Genomic DNA, 17752 nt, shown 5'->3' with positions numbered 1-17752 from the left:
TGTGTATATGGACTTACTGCTGATTGATGATGATGAAGTGGATAGAACGGCAATCATCCGAGCGCTGAAACAATCAAAGTTGGCGTTTAATGTCATCGAGGCTAATTGTGCTTTCGATGGGTTGAATCTCGCCCTCGAGCGCCATTTCGATGGCATATTATTGGATTATTTATTGCCAGACGCCAATGGCTTAGAAGTGTTAATTAAACTCAATTCTATGACTCAAGAGCAAACCGTAGTGGTGATGCTGAGTCGCTACGAAGATGAAAAACTTGCCCAACGTTGCATTGAGTTAGGTGCTCAGGATTTTTTGCTTAAAGATGAAGTTAATTCACGCATTCTGAGCCGTGCGATTCGTTATGCCAAGCAAAGATCCTCCATGGCCTTGGCCCTAAGAAATAGTCATCAAAAGCTTAAAGAGCTCGCCGAGCATGATTCTCTCACTAAACTGGTTAACCGTTATGGCTTTGAACTTTGCCTTAATCGAGCCATTGCCAGGGCGAAGAGAAGCAACGATTTTCTTGCGGTAATTTTACTCGATCTTGATGATTTTAAAGCTATAAATGACACGTTAGGCCACCAGACAGGTGACATTCTATTGGTGCAAGTCGCTTCACGCTTAAGCACCGTATTACGCGATGGGGACGTTATTGCCCGGTTAGGTGGGGATGAGTTTGTTGTTTTAGTGACAGACAATGACTACAAATATTTTCCCATGATAGTTGCCAACCGTTTACTTAAGGCATTTGAAGAAGTGTTTTGTCTTGGGGATAACGATGTATTGATCGGCGCCAGCATTGGGGTCGCTTTTTATAACGAGGCCGCATCGAATAGCTCTGAGTTGATGAAATGTGCCGATATTGCCATGTACCGAGCGAAGAAAATGGGGCGCAATCAGATCCAGTTTTATTCCGAAGCCTTAGATAGGGAGGTTCGCTATCGTAATCATATTGAATCCAGTCTTAGGAGCGCCCTCAGACAGAATGAATTTAAAGTCTATTATCAAGTCCAGGTGGACTCCCAAACCCATCAGATGGTGGGGATGGAAGCGCTCATCCGCTGGTTGCATCCTGTCGATGGTTTGATTTCGCCTGAGCAGTTTCTGCCTATTGCCGAAGAGATCGGCTTAATGGAGGACATTGGAGACTGGGTATTGACTGAGGCTTGTAGACAGGCGCAGGAATGGTTAACTCGGCTACAGCCACTAGGGTATCAGTTCACGATTGCCGTGAATCTATCGGCAGCACAAATAGGCCATATCGATTTATATCAGAAAATTGTTAATGCATTGGAGTTGACCCATTTACCTGCAACGGCGCTTGAGTTGGAAATTACCGAAAATTGCTTAATTGAAGAACCCCACGAACATGCAAAAGTACTAGATCAAATCGCCGCTTTAGGGGTACGTTTTGCACTCGATGATTTTGGAACTGGCTTTTCCTCATTAGAACACATAAAACTATTTCCCATCAGTGTGCTGAAGATCGATAAAAGCTTTGTGGCCTCCTACGATAAGGATGTGAAAGATGCTCGATTGCTTGCAGCCCTATTAAACTTTGCTTACGGTTTCAATGTGATATCTGTGGCTGAAGGGGTCGAAACCCTTGAGCAGGCCGAGTTTTGTACCACGCGAAACTGCAATGTACTACAGGGATATCTGTTCTCTCGTCCTTTAGCGGCGAGTGACTTTGAAACAAAATACATTACCCCTTTACTCGCACAATTGTGAACATTATCTTACGCTCATTACAGACAGTGGATTTCATCTGGTGAGGAGTTTTTTCTTGCTTTACACTGAGCAATAGACAAATATCTGCCCTCCCTTCTCTGGTGTGCTTTTTTACCTCAGAATTCCCATTCACAGTGCTTAATTTGGTCAGTTCGTAATGAAAATAGGTATCTTATCTCAGTTTCCCCAGTTGTATTCGACACAACGTCTCGTTGCCGCCTGTGAGGCGCGTGGCCATGAAGCGGTCGTGATCAATACCTTAAACTGTTATATGAATATCAATTCCATTAAACCCAGTATTCATTATGAGGGTGAGGAGTTGGTGGGGTTTGATGCGATCATTCCGCGGATCCATGCGAGTGTGACTTTTTACGGCTGTGCGGTTGTGCGTCAATTTGAAATGATGGGCGTATTTGTGGCAAATGATTCCATTTCCATCGCTCGCTCGCGGGATAAATTGCGTGCACTGCAACTATTGTCGCGTAAAGGGATTGGTATGCCTATCACGGGATTTGCCAATAAGCCTAACGATATTCCGGATCTTATCAATATGGTCGGCGGTGCCCCTTTAGTGATTAAGCTGCTTGAGGGGACACAAGGTATTGGCGTGGTATTAGCCGAGACGAAAACGGCTGCCGAGAGTGTTATCGAGGCCTTTTTAGGGCTCAAGGCCAATATTTTAGTCCAAGAATATATTAAAGAATCCAATGGCAGCGATATCCGTTGTTTTGTGGTGGGCGATAAAGTCGTCGCCTCAATGAAGCGCCAAGGCCCAGAGGGGGATTTTTCGCTCTAACCTGCATTTGGGTGGCTGTGGTGAAAAAATCAAAATTACCCCAGAAGAACGTAAAATGGCGGTCGCTGCCGTTAAGGCGATGGGGCTTGTTGTGGCTGGAGTGGATATATTGCGCTCCCATCGTGGTCCATTGATCCTTGAGGTGAATTCTGCGCCTGGCATTGAGGGAATTGAACAAACGACGGGGATTTCAGTCACTGAGCCTATCGTTGAATATATTGAGAAAATGGTTGCGGCGCGCAAATCGAATCGCCCGATTATTGCCTAGTCTTGAGCTTAAAGAAATAGTCCTGAATTTAAAGAAAAATCGCCACATAGAGTGGCGTTTTTACGGGTACTGCAGAGGGCTATTAGAGGTCAAAGCTGTAGGAATAACCTAAAGCAATTTTGGCATCATCTTGGGTTAAATCTGTATCTGACACCATAAAAGAGACTGTGCCCATGCTGGTATCGGCGCTGAGTGTGACGTTATAGTCGGCGTAGTTATCTTCGCCAAACCAAGATTGCACCACGTCACCACTTGAGTAACCATAGTGCACAGATAAGTTGAGTTTCTCTGTGAGAGGGACGGAGACGGTTGCGGCAAGGTAGCTTAGGTCTTTATTATCTAAAGGGTCTGCGGCGACGTCATCCCCAGCATTGACGACTTGGGAGTAGCTAACTTCAAGCCATTTCCAAGTGATTGCACCATGGAGTTCACCAAAGTCGATACTGCCTTCGGCGTCGGGATAAGCATAGTAGAGGTAACCTAGGTCATAACTGATATCCTCGGTAATGCTGCCACCATAACCCGCATAGAGATCAAGCTCATAACTGGTATCATCACCAAAGTCCACATTCGATGCCCACGTGCCCGCATAGAATCCAGAATCGTGGCTATAGTCGATACCACCTTGGATTGCTACGGCATCGTTAGTTTGGGTAACGCCACGCCATAGGTAGTTTGAAGTACCACCAATATTGCCCGACACGGCCGCAAAGGCATTGGATGTCAGTAACAATCCCGTCGATAATGCCAAAACGCTGTACAGTGATTTTTTCATGTTCATCCCCTCGATTGACTTATTTATCGATTCACACATGTCCCCATTTGGGGTGGTGACATTGGTGCATCTTGGTTTTTTCTGAAGAGGGAATTGCTAATCACATGCCATTATTTCAATCTTTTAAAAAACAGTTAGTTATAATTACCAATGTTAACAATTTGTTTGTAGTTGCTAGAAAATAGAGCAGTGACGCACCGTTGTTGTGCAAAAAAACAGCCTTTTTTGGTTTAGCATTAAGCAAAAAAAACGCCCCACACTGGAGGCGTTTTATCAAAATTCGGTTTAGCAGTGACTTAGTTTACGCTATCACGCAGAGTCTTACCGGCTTTAAATTTAGGCACAGTTGCCTCGGCAATTTGGATCTCTTTACCTGTTTGTGGGTTACGTCCCGTACGTGCTGCACGAGTCGTGGTTTCAAAAGAGCCAAATCCGACGATGGAAATTTTGTCACCGTTTTTCATTGATTCGGTAATAGCCGCTTCGAAAGATTTTAATGCGCGTGCTGCTTCAACTTTTGTTAGATCGGCATTTTCAGCAATCTTGGCGATAAGTTCAGTTTTATTCATCTTTGTTGTCTCTTCTTTCCATAGATTTATTAAGTAAGCGTGCCTAACATGCCATAAGGTTTAACCGTTGGAAAGTCTTTTGCTGCAAGCTTCCCCAATCAAAGTGACAGAATTGAGGAATATTTGTGCGGTTCGTGACTTAGGTTTTATTCTTCCAATAACTGGTAAAGGAGTTGTTTGACCAGTTTAGGTTCAAATGGCTTATCGCACAGCGCGTTTACGCCGGCCTGTGACACATTGCTCAAGTGGGTATCATTGGCTTCGGAGGAAACCATAAGAATTGGGATGTGGGATTGCTGGCTCTCATTACGAATAAATTGTGTTAAAGCGAGCCCATCGACACTCGGCATGTTGTAATCGGTGATCACCAGATCGAACATATGATGTCGCATTAACTCAATCGCTTGGGCGCCATCTTCGGCTTCGGTGATCAATTTTATTCCCAAATTGCCTATGGTACGTTTAATGACGTTTCTGGCCATTCGGCTATCATCGACCACTAATACCCGCACATCGTGCACATCAAAATGACTCAGATCGAGTTCATCATGGCTCAATAAGTCGATGGTAGCATTGAGGGCTTTACCTAAGTGCTCGGCATTAAAGGGTTTAGGTAATATGGCGACCACACCCGATTGGCGAAATATTTCTAATTGCTCACGGCGGCATTCACTGGAAACCAACATAAATTGAATGTCTCGGCAGTCGCTATTATTACGTAAATAACTGAGCAACTCGGTTGCAGTGCCATCGTCAAAGTGCATGGCACTGACGATCAGATCAGGTTTATGCCGTGTAATAACCTCTTTTGAATCTGCAAGATTTGCCGCTGTTTGGATGCTGACAATCCCTTCTTGTTGCAAACGCTGGATAATGATCCTGCGTTGGGTTTCTGAAGGTTCCACTAGTAGGATGGAAAGTTCACTGGGCGATAAATGGCTCATAATCTCTGTCAGTATTGGCTGTGGGTATTTTATGGGGTCGTTAAGCTACGCTATAAGTAACAGCTTAGCAACAAATCGGCTATGGCTGTGTTTTCCCAATTAAATAGTGATAAGTCACCTTCGAAAACGCGATCCAATATTGTACTAATAAAAGGCTCATAATACCGATGATAAGGGGTAGCATAGGAATGTTATGGCCAGCAAAGACGACGTTAACGTCCTCCGGTGTAATGCGATAAGCGATAATGGCTGTGATTCCAAGCGCCGAAAAGCCTAGGGTTTGCATACCAAGATAAATTTTCAGCACTAGGCTAGACCAAGGTGCACGCATAATGATCCCCGCCAGTACAGGCAGTACTCCTAAGGTAAATAAATCAAAGGATTGAGTTGCTATAGCGCGCCATAATGCGGCGATGCTGATGAGGCAATAGAGTACGACCAATAGGATAAGACGTTTAGGCATAGATATGATTCTAATTGGGTTATGTGGGCGATGAGCAAGTGTAGGAAAAGCCCTGATCTGAGTCCAGCATAACCTGAATATCGTGTAGAATATTGCCTTTGCTTAGGCACAATGAATAGGTTTACGTTATGACAGAAGTTGAATTTTGGGGCTTAGTGACACGTACAGAAGCGACGCAATCACAGGAGTCTCTCGTGCAGTCACTAAAGCAACAGCTGACTGAATTGAGTAATGATGAATTGAAGGCCTTCGACAAAATCTTTGGCCAACAGATGCGCCGCAGTTATCTATGGTCGGTTTGGGGCGCGGCTTATATCATTACCGGTTGTGACTCTGAGTATGCATTTGCGGAGTTTAGATGTTTTCTCATCTCCCTTGGCAAAGCAACTTATGAAGCGGTTATCACCCATCCAGATAGCCTAGCGCAATTGTCTGCATGGCCAGAAAAGGACGGTTATGCCTATCCATTTGTGGACGAGTATGATTTGATTGCTGGGCAATTATACGAAGATAGAACGGGTGAAGAGTTGCCCTTTATGCCATCGGGCAAGGCGACACCTATTGGCAAGAAATTTAGCACTAAACCCAAGGAATTAAAGCAACAATATCCAGGGCTTAGCGCACGTTTCCCCTTTTAATCTTGCAATCGCTTATGAGCGTAAGCAGGCATTGGTTGTCACATCGAATGTCATGCCGTATTTAGGGCAGATATCATTCATAAACTCATGTTCTTGTGCGGTTAATTGCTGAGTAAAATCTTGCTTAAGTTGCTCAGCTATTTGGTTTTCTGCCGCATGTTGCGCCTGATCCAATTTGCTAAAATGAGTGTTAACCGCCTGTTGTTGACTCTCGGTCAATGGCGCCGCATGGCTTGAAATACTTATGCTAGTTCCGATTGTTAGCAGGGCCAATAAAGCGATTTTACGTGAGTAAAAATTTGATAAGTTAGCTGTTTTTAGGTTCATAGGTAGGCTCCAAATTAAGAATTACGTTTAACACGTCAGTTCTAAATCGTGCATCCTTAGACGGTAAAGAAAACGAGTTGCGCTGTGAGGGGCTTAGCTTATTGTATAAATATTGAACCTATGCTGAACGGTTAGTTAGTGCTCATTTTTCATTTCTTTGCATTGGAAACCTTGCTTACGAGTATCAAATGCACAGCTTAAGCCACATTCCCACGGTACATCATCGTAGAAAGAGGATTGTTCTCGGGCAAAGTCTCTGCAGGATTCATAGTGACTAAAATTGTCTGTTTTCTTATATTTTCCAGAGTCATAGCCATGGGTATAAATAAAAGCAGACCAAGTTTCTGGCTGATTTTTTTTATCATTGGGGGAAATGAACCAAATCGCACTAACAAAACAAGTTAATAGGATTAAAACGAACACAGGTACAACGGGGAATTTCATTTTTTTTTCGTAGTCGTAAAACATTGGGCGAAGAATAACGCGTTTTCAATCGAGATGCGCGCTAAATGATCACAAATTAATAACTCAGTGCTTACTTTATAGCTCATTGATACAAAATGATTCGTTTGGGTTGAAATTGTTGTGGATATTTACCTTTTTATACAGAAGCTTACCTTAGTTTAGCTGTACTTATTTCAGTTTTGCATTAAGCTTTAGTTCAGGTTAGATTTTGTACGGTATATCGTAGAAATGGTTAGGCCTAGGAGGCAAGTATGAAAGTTCAATTCCTTTTACTCGCAGGCGTATTAAGTTGCAGTGCGGCTTGGGCGGCCGATGAAGCGCCAGTGAATCCCGTCACCGAAGATGGCGTGGTTAAAATTGTTTGGCAAAGTCCTAAAGATTTTCGCGATATTGAATCATCGGGGGAAATCCAATCCCGTTATGAGAAGCGCTTATTTGAGACGTTAACAGAAAATATCAATAAAGAAGCCGCGAAGATTTTAAAGCCAAATCAAAAGCTTGAAATGACCATTACCGATGTTGATCTGGCGGGTGATATGCGTCCAACCTTTGGTGCGACCGCCAATGATTTACGCATTATTAAAGACATTTATCCACCGCGTCTGACTTTTTCTTATCAAGTTTTAGATAACGATAAAGTGATTATGGCGGGTGATGAAAAACTGTTGGATATGGGTTTTATGGATGGGATTAAACCTTTAACCGATAAACCTTTTATTTACGAAACCAAAATGTTGACTGATTGGTTAAAGAAGACGATTGCCCCACAGCTTTAATCGTTCAATCAGGGCTCAGGACTTAAGCACTGAGCGCATGGGTTTCGATAACAAGGTGATTTTCTAACAGGTAAAATCCGTTATTTGCGGATTTTGCCTGTTTTTTTGCCTTAGCACTTAAGGTCGACAGGCTGTGTTCATTGGTATTAAAAGTCAGTGCTGGTGGCAATATGCCCACACACAGACTGATCAAGTGATGGTAACAGGCTTCGCCTTGTCTATCATCGGCGAGCATCTCCTGTGCTTGCCAATGCTCGGCGCTGTAGAACAAATGTTTATGGGTTTCAAAGTCCGCTAGAATTCGTTGGCAACGGCTGATCATATGTTCACAGGTGCTGATAATCACAAAGTCATCGCCGCCGACATGGCCAATAAAACAGTTATCACTTTTATATTTCAGTAATAAATTAGCAACTTCACAGATCACTTCATCGCCGCGACAGAAACCATAAATATCGTTATAGGGCTTAAAGTTACACAAATCAAAATAGGCCAGATAAAAGTGTTTCTTTTGGATTTTAAGGCGTTTTAATTCCTCTTGAATGGGGACATTGCCCGGCAAGTCTGTCAGAGGATTCGCATGGCGGGCCATCTTAATTCTGTGCTCTGTAATCCGTTGCAGTAAATCCTTGGTGTGACCTATTCCGAGCAGTTTACCTCGACGAAGTATGATGAACTGTTGCGCGACCGTATTGGCGGTCTCTGAGGTCAGCAATTGGCTCACAGTGGAGAGTGGTTCGTTGGCTTCAATTTGGATAACCTGTGGATCCATCACTTCACTAACGGCATGATTCTCATGCAAGGCACGACCATAGGGCGTACTGAAGAGTTCGAGTAAGGTCGCGCGGCTGATAATTCCCAGCGGCAACTGATTATCGACTACCACAACCGCCTGCAGTGCGGGTTGCGAGCTAAAGGTATCGCTTAAAAATTTGAGTTTAAGTGTGGGCGCCACTGTGATGGCATTTGTGCAAAGGCTCTCTGCCGATTCGCTATACCTTGGCTGAACCTGGGTATTATTGGGGACTAAGGTCGCTTTCATCACTCGGCAGGGTTGTGCTTCTGGTCGGCCGAGTAAGTAACCCTGACAATAAACGATACCGAGTTGTTTGAGTACTGCGAGTTCTTCTTGGGTTTCAATACCTTCGGCAATCACTTTACAGGTTAGGCTTTGGCAGAGTTCGACAATCGAGCGCACAAACTCTTGTTTCACTGGGGTTGAATCAATTTGGTGAATAAAGTGGCGATCAATTTTGACATAGTCCGGGGCCAATTCTGACCAGAGCCTTAGACCCGAATAACCAGCACCTAAGTCGTCTATCGCTGTCATAAATCCTTGGCTACGATAGTGATTTAAACAGGATTTTAGCAGGTCTATATCATCCGCAGGATATTGCTCCGACAGCTCAATGACCACCTGGGAGGGGGAGATCCCGAGTTGTTGTAATAACTGTAGTGTCATCCCCTTTGGGTGTGCGGGATCTAATAATGCCTTAGGTGAGATATTGATAAACAGCCTGCCCTGAAATTGCCGCAGTTTAAATTGCTCTAATGAGATGCGCCTACACAGGGTTTCGAGTTCGCTCAATTTTCCTTGGTGTTCTGCAGTCTGGAAGAGGGGGACGGGCGAATAGAGAGGGCTGTGTTCTGGGCCACGGCTTAAGGCTTCAAAACCATGAATTTTATGTTCTAATATGTTGAAAATAGGCTGAAAAAGTGGGTTTATCGCCCCTTTAGAAATTATTTTATCAAGCTCTTTTGCCAGATCTAAACTTGTCATTACTTCAGCCCCTTCATCGATGTTTGCGGAGTCTATGACTTAGAAATGACAAAATGATGACAATTTATTGTTGGCCGAAAGGGGGAAACGCGGTGCCATTAAGGGGAATAAACGCTGAAATATTATTCACTTCAGCATTGAGGCAGATCAGCTTTGCTTCTTAAAGGCTTGCAGGGTTTTTAGTAAGGTTGCGAGTTGGCGCACATAGGTTTCAAGCGCAACGGGATCTAGGCTTGCCTGATCTTGTAGTTTCGTTAAATCATCAACGAGTTCTTGCACATAGGGCAAAAAGCGATTGCTTGAAACGATAAAGCCTTGTTCGACTGTGAATATGCTAGTGAATTTTCCATGGCCCGCTTTCTTCAATTCATCTAACTTAGCGTCTGCATCTATGGCTTGGCGATAGGCGGTTTGAAGGTTTTCTTTCAGTTGCTCTATAACCTTAGTGTGTGGCATAACAGCGTCTCATTGCAAAATTTGCAGGAATTATAAGGGGCAAAGGATATGGCAACAAGTCAATGGCGACTAATAGTCTTAATCTGTTGTGCCGCAGTGTTTGGTAGCGCCACAGGTTGGGCTGCTCAGAATGATAAACCGCCATTTTACCAGCTAGAGTGGCAGGGTAAGAATGCCTACTTACTGGGTTCAATCCATATTGGCAGTGCCGATTTTTATCCTTTGCCGAGCCAAATTGAAGCGGCGTTCGACCGTTCTAAGGCGTTAGTGGTCGAAGTCGATATGAATAAAGTCGATAGTCGCGCCCTACTACAAAAATATGGCATGGCAGATAAAGCACGGGAGTTAGATTGGCAGAGCCGTGATCAGCAAACGGTCACCGCCATGGTGCCTTACTGTGAGGCTAAAGCGGACTTATGTCAGTCTATTCAACCATTTGCTCCATGGTTGCAGGCGTCTCAACTTAATCTTCTTCGTTATAATGGCTTAGGCTATAGCACAGATTATGGCGTGGATATGCAACTACTTGGGCGTAGGGCAAGACGAGCTGTGTTTGAGTTGGAAACGGCGGAGTCGCAGTTTCAATTATTGGCCTCATTCGATAGCCAGAGCCAATGGGCCATGTTGCGTGAAGCCATTAGTGTTCCCGACGCCGAATTATTGTCACTCATTACGGCTTGGCGCACGGGGGATGAGGCCGCCCTCGATACGCTGATGCAGGAACAGATGGGGGGCGAAGGGGAGACTCAAATGTTGGAGAAGATCCTCTGGCTGCGCAACCGGACTATGGCCGAGGGGATTATCAAGCTTATGAATGCCGATGAATCACCCGCACCCTTATTTGTGGTGATTGGCGCGGGCCATGTGGTGGGCGATAAGAGTGTGGTACAGCGACTCAAGCAGGCGGGAGTGAAAGTCACCGCCTGTTGGCGTGAGGTGTGCCAGTAAGTTAGACCCACAGGCAACTTAGTAAATTAATACACCTTGATTGTACCTAGGTCAGTGGGGGTGTGTCTGGCTCCATTTGAGGTAGAGGATTAGCCATAGGCGCTTTTGTTGCTGGGCCTTGCCCTAAAAAGTGTACGTAGCGGCCTAGTGAAATATAGGGCTCGGACTGGGAGTATTGGAGTTCCATCGTGAGTAGCTTTCGATAGTCAAAATCCGCCGCCTGGTTCTTTTTCAAATAGTCGTGGATCACTCGCACCCCAGATTGAGTCACTAGCGTCATATCCCATTCGCTAAACCATTGTTTGACTTCATGGATATAAAGGGGATGAGTGGGGGTCAGGCGTACTTTTTTCTTCACTTTGAGATCGGCGGCCACATAATCAAAATTCCCCGAGACTAAGGCGTGAAAACGCATGGCTTCCTTATTGTAAAACATCAATGAGAACAAACCATTGGGCTTGAGCATTGCCAATAGACCTTCCATTGTGGTTTTAGCATCGGCAAGCCATTCGACAACGGCATGACAGAGGATAAGGTCGAATATCCCATGTTGTTCCACGGATAAATCTTGGATCGGGGCATGGACTAGGGTGATATTCAAGGGAAGGTTTGAGGCTGAGATTTGCTCTTGTGCCTGCGCAAGCATTTCTGCAGAGATATCACACAGTACGACTTCATGGCCAAGGCGTGCCAGCTTTTGGCTAAAGTAACCAAAGCCGCCACCCGCATCTAAAATACGCAGCTTTCTATCACCCAATTGGGCTAAGGCGGGGGTGAGATCGCGCCATAATACGGCGGCACGGATTTCCCCCTTCGGAGTACCGTATATATTTTTCGCGAATTTTTGCGCGAGCTTATCAAAATTCTTATCTTGCACGTGTGAACTAAGTTAAAGAGTGTGGGGCGATAGTGTGGCACAGGCGTAAAATTTTCGCACATTTGTAGGGGGTATCCCAAAAGTAATTTCAGTATCTTTGCATCATAAAATTATAACTAACTGATTTTATTGTTAGTAAATAATCCAGCTTAACTTAGGGATACACAGAACTGAGTGCTCTGGGGTATAATCTTGCCGTTTTCGACAAACCTGACTCTTTAGCTACCCATTCGATGAGTCAGCATCAGCCCTTTTTAAGACGCAGTTTTGCCTGTTTTATACTCGTGATCAGTTTGATTTATCGGATATTAGTCATCTGCACGGGGTATTTCTGGCTATCTGCGTCGAGGGATAGTTAATTAAAAGGTACTCAGACTTGAATAATGCATATTGTGTTGAATTGAACGCGATGCCATCGCTGTTTTCTCTTTATCGCAAGATCTTCTTTGGACGCAAACCAGGTTGGGACCAACAGCCTCTGCCCCATATTAAAGTCACTGCGCCTAATGTGACAGTGTCTGAAGCGAGTGTCAGTCAATATGCCCAAGTTTGCGGCTTTCAGTTTAATGGTAAGGTCCTGCCGCCGACTTATCTTTATATCATGGCCTTTCGTCTACATGCGGTCATTTTTACCCATGATGGCATTACCTTTCCCTTACTGGGCATGATCCACCTTAAAAACCGCATCCAAGTGTATCGACCTACGACCGTGGACGAGAAGTTTTCCTTAGAATGCGCACTCACAACGAGCCGTGAGACAGACTCAGGTTTGGAATTTGAGTTTGTTTCTAAGGTGTTTGTGGGAGAAGAGTTAGTGTGGGAATCGCTCTCGACCTATTTATATCGTATCGAAACCGCGGGTCGCAGAGTGCGCCCTCCTAAGGCTCTAGAAATGGCTTGGGATGCACCGCAGTGCTGGGAACTCAGTGAAGATCTTGGCCGTCGATATGCCAAAGCCTCCGGTGACTATAACCTGATCCATCTACACCCAGTGCTCTCTAAGCGCTTTGGTTTCGATCGCGTGCTGGCCCATGGCATGTGGTCTAAGGCCCGCTGCTTGGCTGAATTAATGCCCGAGATTGGTGAGCGTCCATTTGTTGTGGATGTGGCTTTTAAGTTACCACTTTTAATGCCGGCTGAAGTGGGATTTGCCTATGAAAAGAACGCCGAACGCTGGGTATTTGAACTGCGAGACAGTAAAGGCCGCCGCCCTCATTTAAGTGGTGATGTACAGTTTTAAATTTCTGCTGGATCTGACACTTGAGGATTATTGGGGATAACAATCACGGCGCCTCGAACGACGTAATTGTTCCCCCGCCGCTTTAATCCAATCCCATGGAAACCCTATTAAGGTACGCTGTGACCCGTGGAAGCCTGCCAGATGCTAAACCACTGCTGGCGATCGAGTTTAATATGGCTTGATGCGACGGCGCTCTTAATCCGTTCAATATTACCACTGCCTATGATGGGCACAGGCTTACTTGGCAACATACGCACCCAAGCATAGATCACTTGGCTAATGTCTTGGGCATTCACTTCGTCGGCAATGACGGCTAATGTTTGATGCAAGCGCACGGCCTGTGGATTGGTATTCTTAAAAATGTCTCCCCCGCCCAGACATGACCAAGCCATAGGTCTGATACGTCGCTCTTGGCACAGATCTAAGGTGCCATCGAGCAAGTGGCTCATTTCCAACGGTGATATTTCCACTTGATTGGTCACTAAAGGAGCGTCTAGCCTCGATTGCAACAATGAAAATTGTGACACAGTAAAGTTAGACACCCCAAAGTGACGCACTTTGCCAGCCTGTTTTAAGTTTGAAAAGGCCTCTGCGACCACATCCGCATCCATCAATGGATCGGGTCTATGGATCAGTAGCAGATCGAGATAATCGGTATTCAGTTGCGTTAAGGATTGTTCAACGCTGGCAATAATATGCGCGTGAGAGGTGTCATAGTGGTTGACGTAACGCGTCGGTCGACAATCAAAGGCGGGTTTGATACCGCATTTACTGACGATTTGCATTTGCTCTCGTAGTGCAGGCTTAAGGGCTAAGGCTTCGCCAAATAAGGTCTCACACTGGTATTGGCCATAAATATCGGCGTGGTCCATAGTCGTTACGCCCAAATCTAGGTATTGCTCAATCAGCTTAAGGCGTTGTATCGGCGTCATCTCCCAGCTTGCCATTCGCCAAAATCCAGCAACAAATTCAGAAAAAGTTAAATGGGACTCGTACATGTTGTTCCTCTTTTGGGAAGGTGTTTTTTGCAGTGTAAATGCTGCAAGCCGATTTGTTTGATGCAGATTAAGGAATCGCTCATTAACCCTTTCGATTGCTTTATCATCATCTAATATCTGTGGTATTCAATCAGCTTATGTTGATATTGAACATTCATACTAACCCATAATACCTTCGAGGGAGAAATCACCCATGCTGACCGATATGGCTATTTCAGGCCGTGCAAGTTTAAAAAACATCGCAGAACTGGGTATCGAGTTTGGGTTATTACCCGAAGAAATGACCTTATTTGGCAACACAAAAGCTAAGGTCGATTTATGTGTACAGCGGCGATTAGCCGGTCAGCGTACGGGTAAACTGATTATCGTCACGGCCGTCACTCCCACACCCTATGGTGAAGGTAAAACTGTGACCAGTATTGGTCTAACTCAATCTCTCAAGGCCATAGGCAAAAGGGCATGCGCCTGTATTCGCCAGCCGAGTATGGGGCCGGTATTTGGGGTAAAAGGCGGTGCAGCCGGTGGTGGTTATGCACAAGTGGTGCCTATGCAGGAGCTGAATTTGCACCTCACCGGGGACATTCATGCCGTAGGTAGTGCCCACAATTTAGGTGCTGCGGCCATTGGCGCGCGGCTTTTTCACGAATCACGCTTAGGCAAAACCGAGTTTGAGGCACAGTCTGGGCTGGCATTTTTGGATATAGATCCCAATGAGATCCGCTGGCACAGGGTTATTGACCATAACGATCGTTGTCTGCGACAAATCCAGGTTGGATTGGGGGAAAACAATGGGCCCGAATATCTATCGCGCTTTGACATTAGCGCCGCCTCCGAGTTGATGGCCATTCTGGCCCTCAGTCGAGACTTAGTGGATATGCGTGCTCGTATCGGGCGTTTAGTATTGGCGCTCAATCGGCAGGGGGAGGTGATCAGCGCCGATGATTTAGGTGTTGCAGGTGCTATGGCGGCGATTATGGCCGATGCCATTAAACCCACCTTAATGCAGACCCTCAATGGGGCGCCATGCCTTATCCATGCGGGACCATTTGCCAATATTGCCCACGGTAATTCATCGATTATTGCCGATGATATCGCCTTAAAACTGGCCGATTTTGTGGTCACCGAAGGTGGGTTCGGTTCCGATATGGGCTTTGAGAAGTTCTGCAATATCAAAGTTCGCCAATCGGGGCAGGTGCCGAGTGCGGCAGTGTTAGTCACCACCCTAAAGGCTCTGAAAGCCAACAGCGGTTTGGAGTCTGATGCGGATATCAATGCGCCCGATCAAATTCGTCTCGAGGCGGGGTTTGCTAATTTAAACTGGCATATCAACAATGTGGCTCGATATGGTGTCCCGGTGGTGGTTGCCATTAACCGTTTTGCTACCGATACCGATGCCGAGCTGCAGTGGTTGACTGAGGCCGTCAGCCGTACCCTAGCCTTTGGTTGTGAGATAAGCGATGCCTTTGCCAAGGGCGAGGCCGGCGCGATTGCCCTAGCGCAAACTGTGGTCCGAGCCGCTGAAACTGAAAGTCAGTTCAAGCCGTTGTATTCAGAGCAAGCCTCATTAGAGGCTAAGTTATCCACCTTAGCCGAGGTCGGCTATGGCGCATTGGGCGTCAGTCTCTCCATTGAGGCTAAGCAACAGGTGCAGCAACTGAATGCACTCGGTTATGGGCATTTACCTGTCTGCATTGCCAAAACACCACTGTCGATAAGCCATGATCCTATGCAAAAGGGGGTGCCTAAGGGTTTTGTCGTGCCCATTCGAGCCTTAAGCTTGAATGCGGGGGCGGGATTTATTACGGCACTGGTGGGCAATGTGATGACTATGCCTGGGCTTGGGATCAAGCCGGGTTATTTACAGATCGATATCGATGAAGACGGTGAGATCATTGGATTAGGTTAATGCCTTTACTGACATTGCCGTTAAGCTTAAAGGTAGGGCAGGATAGCGGCGCTATCCTGCCCTAATACTATTTTACCGCTTGATGGATATGTATATCGCGCTGTGGGAACGGAATGCTAATGCCCTCGGCATCGAAGCGCAGTTTGACTTCACGGGTAATATCCCAATACACGTCCCAGTAATCCTCAGGTTTCGCCCAGGGACGAACAATAAAGTCGACCGAGGATTCACCCAACTGATGCAATTTAATCATTGGGGCTGGCATAGCTTGAACCTTAGGATGGGCTTCTACTATGGATTTTAGAATGGCTTCGGCATGCGCTATATTATCGCTGTAGCCGATCCCAAAGGTCATGTCCACTCGGCGTTGATGCTCAACTGTGATGTTGTTGATGGTATCGCCCCAAATCTTGTTATTGGGAATGATCAACCGTTGGTTATCCAATGTCTTAATGGTTGTTGATACCAAACTCATATGGCTAACACGCCCTGTGACCCCAGCCGCGTTGATTAAATCCCCCACATCGTAGGGGCGATAGATCAGTATCATCATGCCCGAGGCGAAATTCGATAGCGTATCTTGCAGGGCGAAACCAATAATCACACCGGCGATACCAAAGCCTGCTAATAAGGGGCCTAGTTCGATCCCAAGTTGTGACAGCGCGATAAGTACACCGATAGTGAATACCGCTTTGCCAGAGAGTGAGGTAAAGAAATCTTGCAGTAACTTACTGAAATTTAACTTGGAATTATTGACAGTATTCTTCACTATTTTTTTGGCGAGTTTTCCTGCAAGGCTGGCAATGAACAGAATTAAGCAGAACACAAATAACTTAAATATCAGGGTGGGACCATGGTCAATCGATTGCACTTTTGCGGTGTCGAGCCATTGTTCTACTAAGCTTGAGGCAACGTCAAAGCTTAAAACATCTTGAGTAATATCCCCTGAAATACTGAATAACGTCTTTTTGAGGACGGCGGTATCCTGTCCTAGGGTGTCGAGTAAATCAATTTCAATATTTAAGCTCTGACTGTTTTTCGCTAGGCGGTCCTTTAGGGATTGTATCCGGCTAGTCTGAACCGAAGTCACATCTTTGCCCGCGTTTGTCGCAGCATTTATCGCCGCTTGCAGTTGTTGTTGGGTGTAAGTCACCAGACTCTCAAAGGTGTCTGCTCGGCGCTGCAAAGTCTGGATTAGCGCTGTTTTTTCGGTAGCAACGTCCTGGCCTACTTGAGTTAACCAGTTGAGTGTTTCGAGTTGTTGTTTGTAGTACTCATCTTTTTCCAGCTCGCGCATAGAGATCTCGAGCAAAATGGGATCGTCGTTGCTTGAACCTAATTGTTGGGACAGGCTTTCAATGTTGTGGTCAAGATAAGCATCTATCCTTTGAATGTATTGCAATTGATCTTGGATAAGTGGCAATAGAAATGCTGTGTCTAATGGCGATGCATCGAGCAGGGATTGAATCTTATTTCTTATGAGCAATACCTTGTTTTTAATTCGGTATTCAGCAATGGCTTTGAGTTCACCTTTGGCTTGTTTAAGGTGATTAACATCGGTATTGATCGCCCATTGCAGGGCGTTTAATTCGGCCTGTATGGCGCTGGATGTTGTTATTGACTCGGTGGCAGCGGAGGGGGAGTCCGCGGCTAAGGCGTAGGTACTCATGCTAGATAGGGAAACACTGAGTGCGAGTAGCAAACTAATTGAGCGGCGCATAGGTTTTATCTTTAATAAAAAACGGTAGCTATATCATAGGAGTTCACCCGCTAGCTGTAAAATTTATCCCCTGAAAG

17 protein-coding genes and 1 pseudogene are annotated in these 17752 nt (G+C 45.6%); 7 read left to right on the top strand and 11 right to left on the bottom strand.

What is annotated here, in order from left to right:
• Positions 1-7: 7 nt before the first annotated feature.
• Together SOHN41_RS15665 and rimK are read left to right on the top strand one after the other, a co-directional pair.
• Complete coding sequence (locus SOHN41_RS15665; RefSeq protein ID WP_007650861.1) at positions 8-1729, top strand: putative bifunctional diguanylate cyclase/phosphodiesterase; 1722 nt, start codon at positions 8-10, stop codon at positions 1727-1729.
• Between the two features lie 157 nt (positions 1730-1886).
• Positions 1887-2793, top strand: a pseudogene (gene rimK / locus SOHN41_RS15660) (30S ribosomal protein S6--L-glutamate ligase).
• Positions 2794-2875: 82 nt separating this feature from the next.
• Here rimK and SOHN41_RS15655 read toward each other — a convergent pair.
• From SOHN41_RS15655 to SOHN41_RS15640, 4 genes are all read right to left on the bottom strand, one after another.
• A complete protein-coding gene (locus tag SOHN41_RS15655) occupies positions 2876-3568 on the bottom strand; it encodes a TorF family putative porin (RefSeq protein ID WP_007650855.1) in 693 nt (230 codons plus the stop codon).
• Between the two features lie 296 nt (positions 3569-3864).
• Entirely contained in the window at positions 3865-4137 is a 273-nt protein-coding gene (locus SOHN41_RS15650; protein ID WP_007650853.1) for an HU family DNA-binding protein, read from the bottom strand.
• 146 nt (positions 4138-4283) lie between these two features.
• Positions 4284-5081, bottom strand: coding sequence for a response regulator (locus SOHN41_RS15645; protein ID WP_007650852.1), 798 nt, complete (start codon positions 5079-5081; stop codon positions 4284-4286).
• A 79-nt stretch (positions 5082-5160) separates the two neighbouring features.
• Entirely contained in the window at positions 5161-5544 is a 384-nt protein-coding gene (locus tag SOHN41_RS15640; protein ID WP_007650850.1) for a hypothetical protein, read from the bottom strand.
• Positions 5545-5672: 128 nt separating this feature from the next.
• On the opposite strand from SOHN41_RS15640, the gene SOHN41_RS15635 reads away from it, so the two are divergent.
• Positions 5673-6182, top strand: coding sequence for a DUF4240 domain-containing protein (locus SOHN41_RS15635; RefSeq protein ID WP_007650848.1), 510 nt, complete (start codon positions 5673-5675; stop codon positions 6180-6182).
• 12 nt (positions 6183-6194) lie between these two features.
• Here SOHN41_RS15635 and SOHN41_RS15630 read toward each other — a convergent pair whose 3' ends face one another.
• Together SOHN41_RS15630 and SOHN41_RS15625 are read right to left on the bottom strand one after the other, a co-directional pair.
• A complete protein-coding gene (locus SOHN41_RS15630) occupies positions 6195-6509 on the bottom strand; it encodes a hypothetical protein (protein WP_007650845.1) in 315 nt (104 codons plus the stop codon).
• A 135-nt stretch (positions 6510-6644) separates the two neighbouring features.
• A complete protein-coding gene (locus SOHN41_RS15625) occupies positions 6645-6953 on the bottom strand; it encodes a hypothetical protein (RefSeq protein ID WP_007650843.1) in 309 nt (102 codons plus the stop codon).
• 272 nt (positions 6954-7225) lie between these two features.
• On the opposite strand from SOHN41_RS15625, the gene SOHN41_RS15620 reads away from it, so the two are divergent.
• On the top strand, positions 7226-7750 hold the full coding sequence (locus tag SOHN41_RS15620; RefSeq protein ID WP_007650841.1) for a DUF3016 domain-containing protein: 525 nt from the start codon (positions 7226-7228) through the stop codon (positions 7748-7750).
• Between the two features lie 22 nt (positions 7751-7772).
• On the opposite strand, the gene SOHN41_RS15615 is transcribed toward SOHN41_RS15620, so the two are convergent.
• Both SOHN41_RS15615 and SOHN41_RS15610 read right to left on the bottom strand, forming a co-directional pair.
• Positions 7773-9530, bottom strand: a complete 1758-nt coding sequence (locus tag SOHN41_RS15615) for a GGDEF domain-containing protein (RefSeq protein ID WP_007650838.1) — start codon at positions 9528-9530, stop codon at positions 7773-7775.
• A gap of 147 nt (positions 9531-9677) precedes the next feature.
• Positions 9678-9986 carry a hypothetical protein gene (locus SOHN41_RS15610; protein ID WP_007650836.1) on the bottom strand — a complete coding sequence of 103 codons (309 nt, stop codon included), beginning with the start codon at positions 9984-9986 and terminating at the stop codon, positions 9678-9680.
• A gap of 48 nt (positions 9987-10034) precedes the next feature.
• On the opposite strand from SOHN41_RS15610, the gene SOHN41_RS15605 reads away from it, so the two are divergent.
• Entirely contained in the window at positions 10035-10934 is a 900-nt protein-coding gene (locus SOHN41_RS15605; RefSeq protein ID WP_037459370.1) for a TraB/GumN family protein, read from the top strand.
• A 46-nt stretch (positions 10935-10980) separates the two neighbouring features.
• On the opposite strand, the gene SOHN41_RS15600 is transcribed toward SOHN41_RS15605, so the two are convergent.
• A complete protein-coding gene (locus SOHN41_RS15600; protein ID WP_007650832.1) occupies positions 10981-11811 on the bottom strand; it encodes a methyltransferase domain-containing protein in 831 nt (276 codons plus the stop codon).
• Between the two features lie 409 nt (positions 11812-12220).
• Between SOHN41_RS15600 and SOHN41_RS15595 the strand changes: the two genes are divergently transcribed.
• A complete protein-coding gene (locus SOHN41_RS15595; protein ID WP_007650830.1) occupies positions 12221-13051 on the top strand; it encodes a MaoC/PaaZ C-terminal domain-containing protein in 831 nt (276 codons plus the stop codon).
• Positions 13052-13158: 107 nt separating this feature from the next.
• On the opposite strand, the gene SOHN41_RS15590 is transcribed toward SOHN41_RS15595, so the two are convergent.
• On the bottom strand, positions 13159-14049 hold the full coding sequence (locus SOHN41_RS15590) for an aldo/keto reductase (RefSeq protein WP_007650828.1): 891 nt from the start codon (positions 14047-14049) through the stop codon (positions 13159-13161).
• Positions 14050-14242: 193 nt separating this feature from the next.
• On the opposite strand from SOHN41_RS15590, the gene SOHN41_RS15585 reads away from it, so the two are divergent.
• Entirely contained in the window at positions 14243-15955 is a 1713-nt protein-coding gene (locus SOHN41_RS15585; RefSeq protein ID WP_007650826.1) for a formate--tetrahydrofolate ligase, read from the top strand.
• A 67-nt stretch (positions 15956-16022) separates the two neighbouring features.
• Here the strand turns inward: SOHN41_RS15585 and SOHN41_RS15580 are convergent, their stop codons facing one another.
• Complete coding sequence (locus SOHN41_RS15580) at positions 16023-17675, bottom strand: mechanosensitive ion channel family protein (protein ID WP_007650825.1); 1653 nt, start codon at positions 17673-17675, stop codon at positions 16023-16025.
• Positions 17676-17752 lie beyond the last annotated feature (77 nt).

The organism is Shewanella sp. HN-41 (assembly GCF_000217915.1).
Classification (GTDB): domain Bacteria; phylum Pseudomonadota; class Gammaproteobacteria; order Enterobacterales; family Shewanellaceae; genus Shewanella.
This window is presented reverse-complemented; position numbering and strand designations above follow the sequence as displayed.

Bases quoted from the DNA above. Each gene is read 5' to 3' on its own strand.
- SOHN41_RS15665 (WP_007650861.1), top strand. From the start codon at position 8: ATGGACTTACTGCTGATTGATGATGATGAAGTGGATAGAACGGCAATC.
- SOHN41_RS15655 (WP_007650855.1), bottom strand. From the start codon at position 3,568: ATGAAAAAATCACTGTACAGCGTTTTGGCATTATCGACGGGATTGTTA.
- SOHN41_RS15650 (WP_007650853.1), bottom strand. From the start codon at position 4,137: ATGAATAAAACTGAACTTATCGCCAAGATTGCTGAAAATGCCGATCTA.
- SOHN41_RS15645 (WP_007650852.1), bottom strand. From the start codon at position 5,081: ATGAGCCATTTATCGCCCAGTGAACTTTCCATCCTACTAGTGGAACCT.
- SOHN41_RS15640 (WP_007650850.1), bottom strand. From the start codon at position 5,544: ATGCCTAAACGTCTTATCCTATTGGTCGTACTCTATTGCCTCATCAGC.
- SOHN41_RS15635 (WP_007650848.1), top strand. From the start codon at position 5,673: ATGACAGAAGTTGAATTTTGGGGCTTAGTGACACGTACAGAAGCGACG.
- SOHN41_RS15630 (WP_007650845.1), bottom strand. From the start codon at position 6,509: ATGAACCTAAAAACAGCTAACTTATCAAATTTTTACTCACGTAAAATC.
- SOHN41_RS15625 (WP_007650843.1), bottom strand. From the start codon at position 6,953: ATGAAATTCCCCGTTGTACCTGTGTTCGTTTTAATCCTATTAACTTGT.
- SOHN41_RS15620 (WP_007650841.1), top strand. From the start codon at position 7,226: ATGAAAGTTCAATTCCTTTTACTCGCAGGCGTATTAAGTTGCAGTGCG.
- SOHN41_RS15615 (WP_007650838.1), bottom strand. From the start codon at position 9,530: ATGACAAGTTTAGATCTGGCAAAAGAGCTTGATAAAATAATTTCTAAA.
- SOHN41_RS15610 (WP_007650836.1), bottom strand. From the start codon at position 9,986: ATGCCACACACTAAGGTTATAGAGCAACTGAAAGAAAACCTTCAAACC.
- SOHN41_RS15605 (WP_037459370.1), top strand. From the start codon at position 10,035: ATGGCAACAAGTCAATGGCGACTAATAGTCTTAATCTGTTGTGCCGCA.
- SOHN41_RS15595 (WP_007650830.1), top strand. From the start codon at position 12,221: ATGCCATCGCTGTTTTCTCTTTATCGCAAGATCTTCTTTGGACGCAAA.
- SOHN41_RS15590 (WP_007650828.1), bottom strand. From the start codon at position 14,049: ATGTACGAGTCCCATTTAACTTTTTCTGAATTTGTTGCTGGATTTTGG.
- SOHN41_RS15585 (WP_007650826.1), top strand. From the start codon at position 14,243: ATGCTGACCGATATGGCTATTTCAGGCCGTGCAAGTTTAAAAAACATC.
- SOHN41_RS15580 (WP_007650825.1), bottom strand. From the start codon at position 17,675: ATGCGCCGCTCAATTAGTTTGCTACTCGCACTCAGTGTTTCCCTATCT.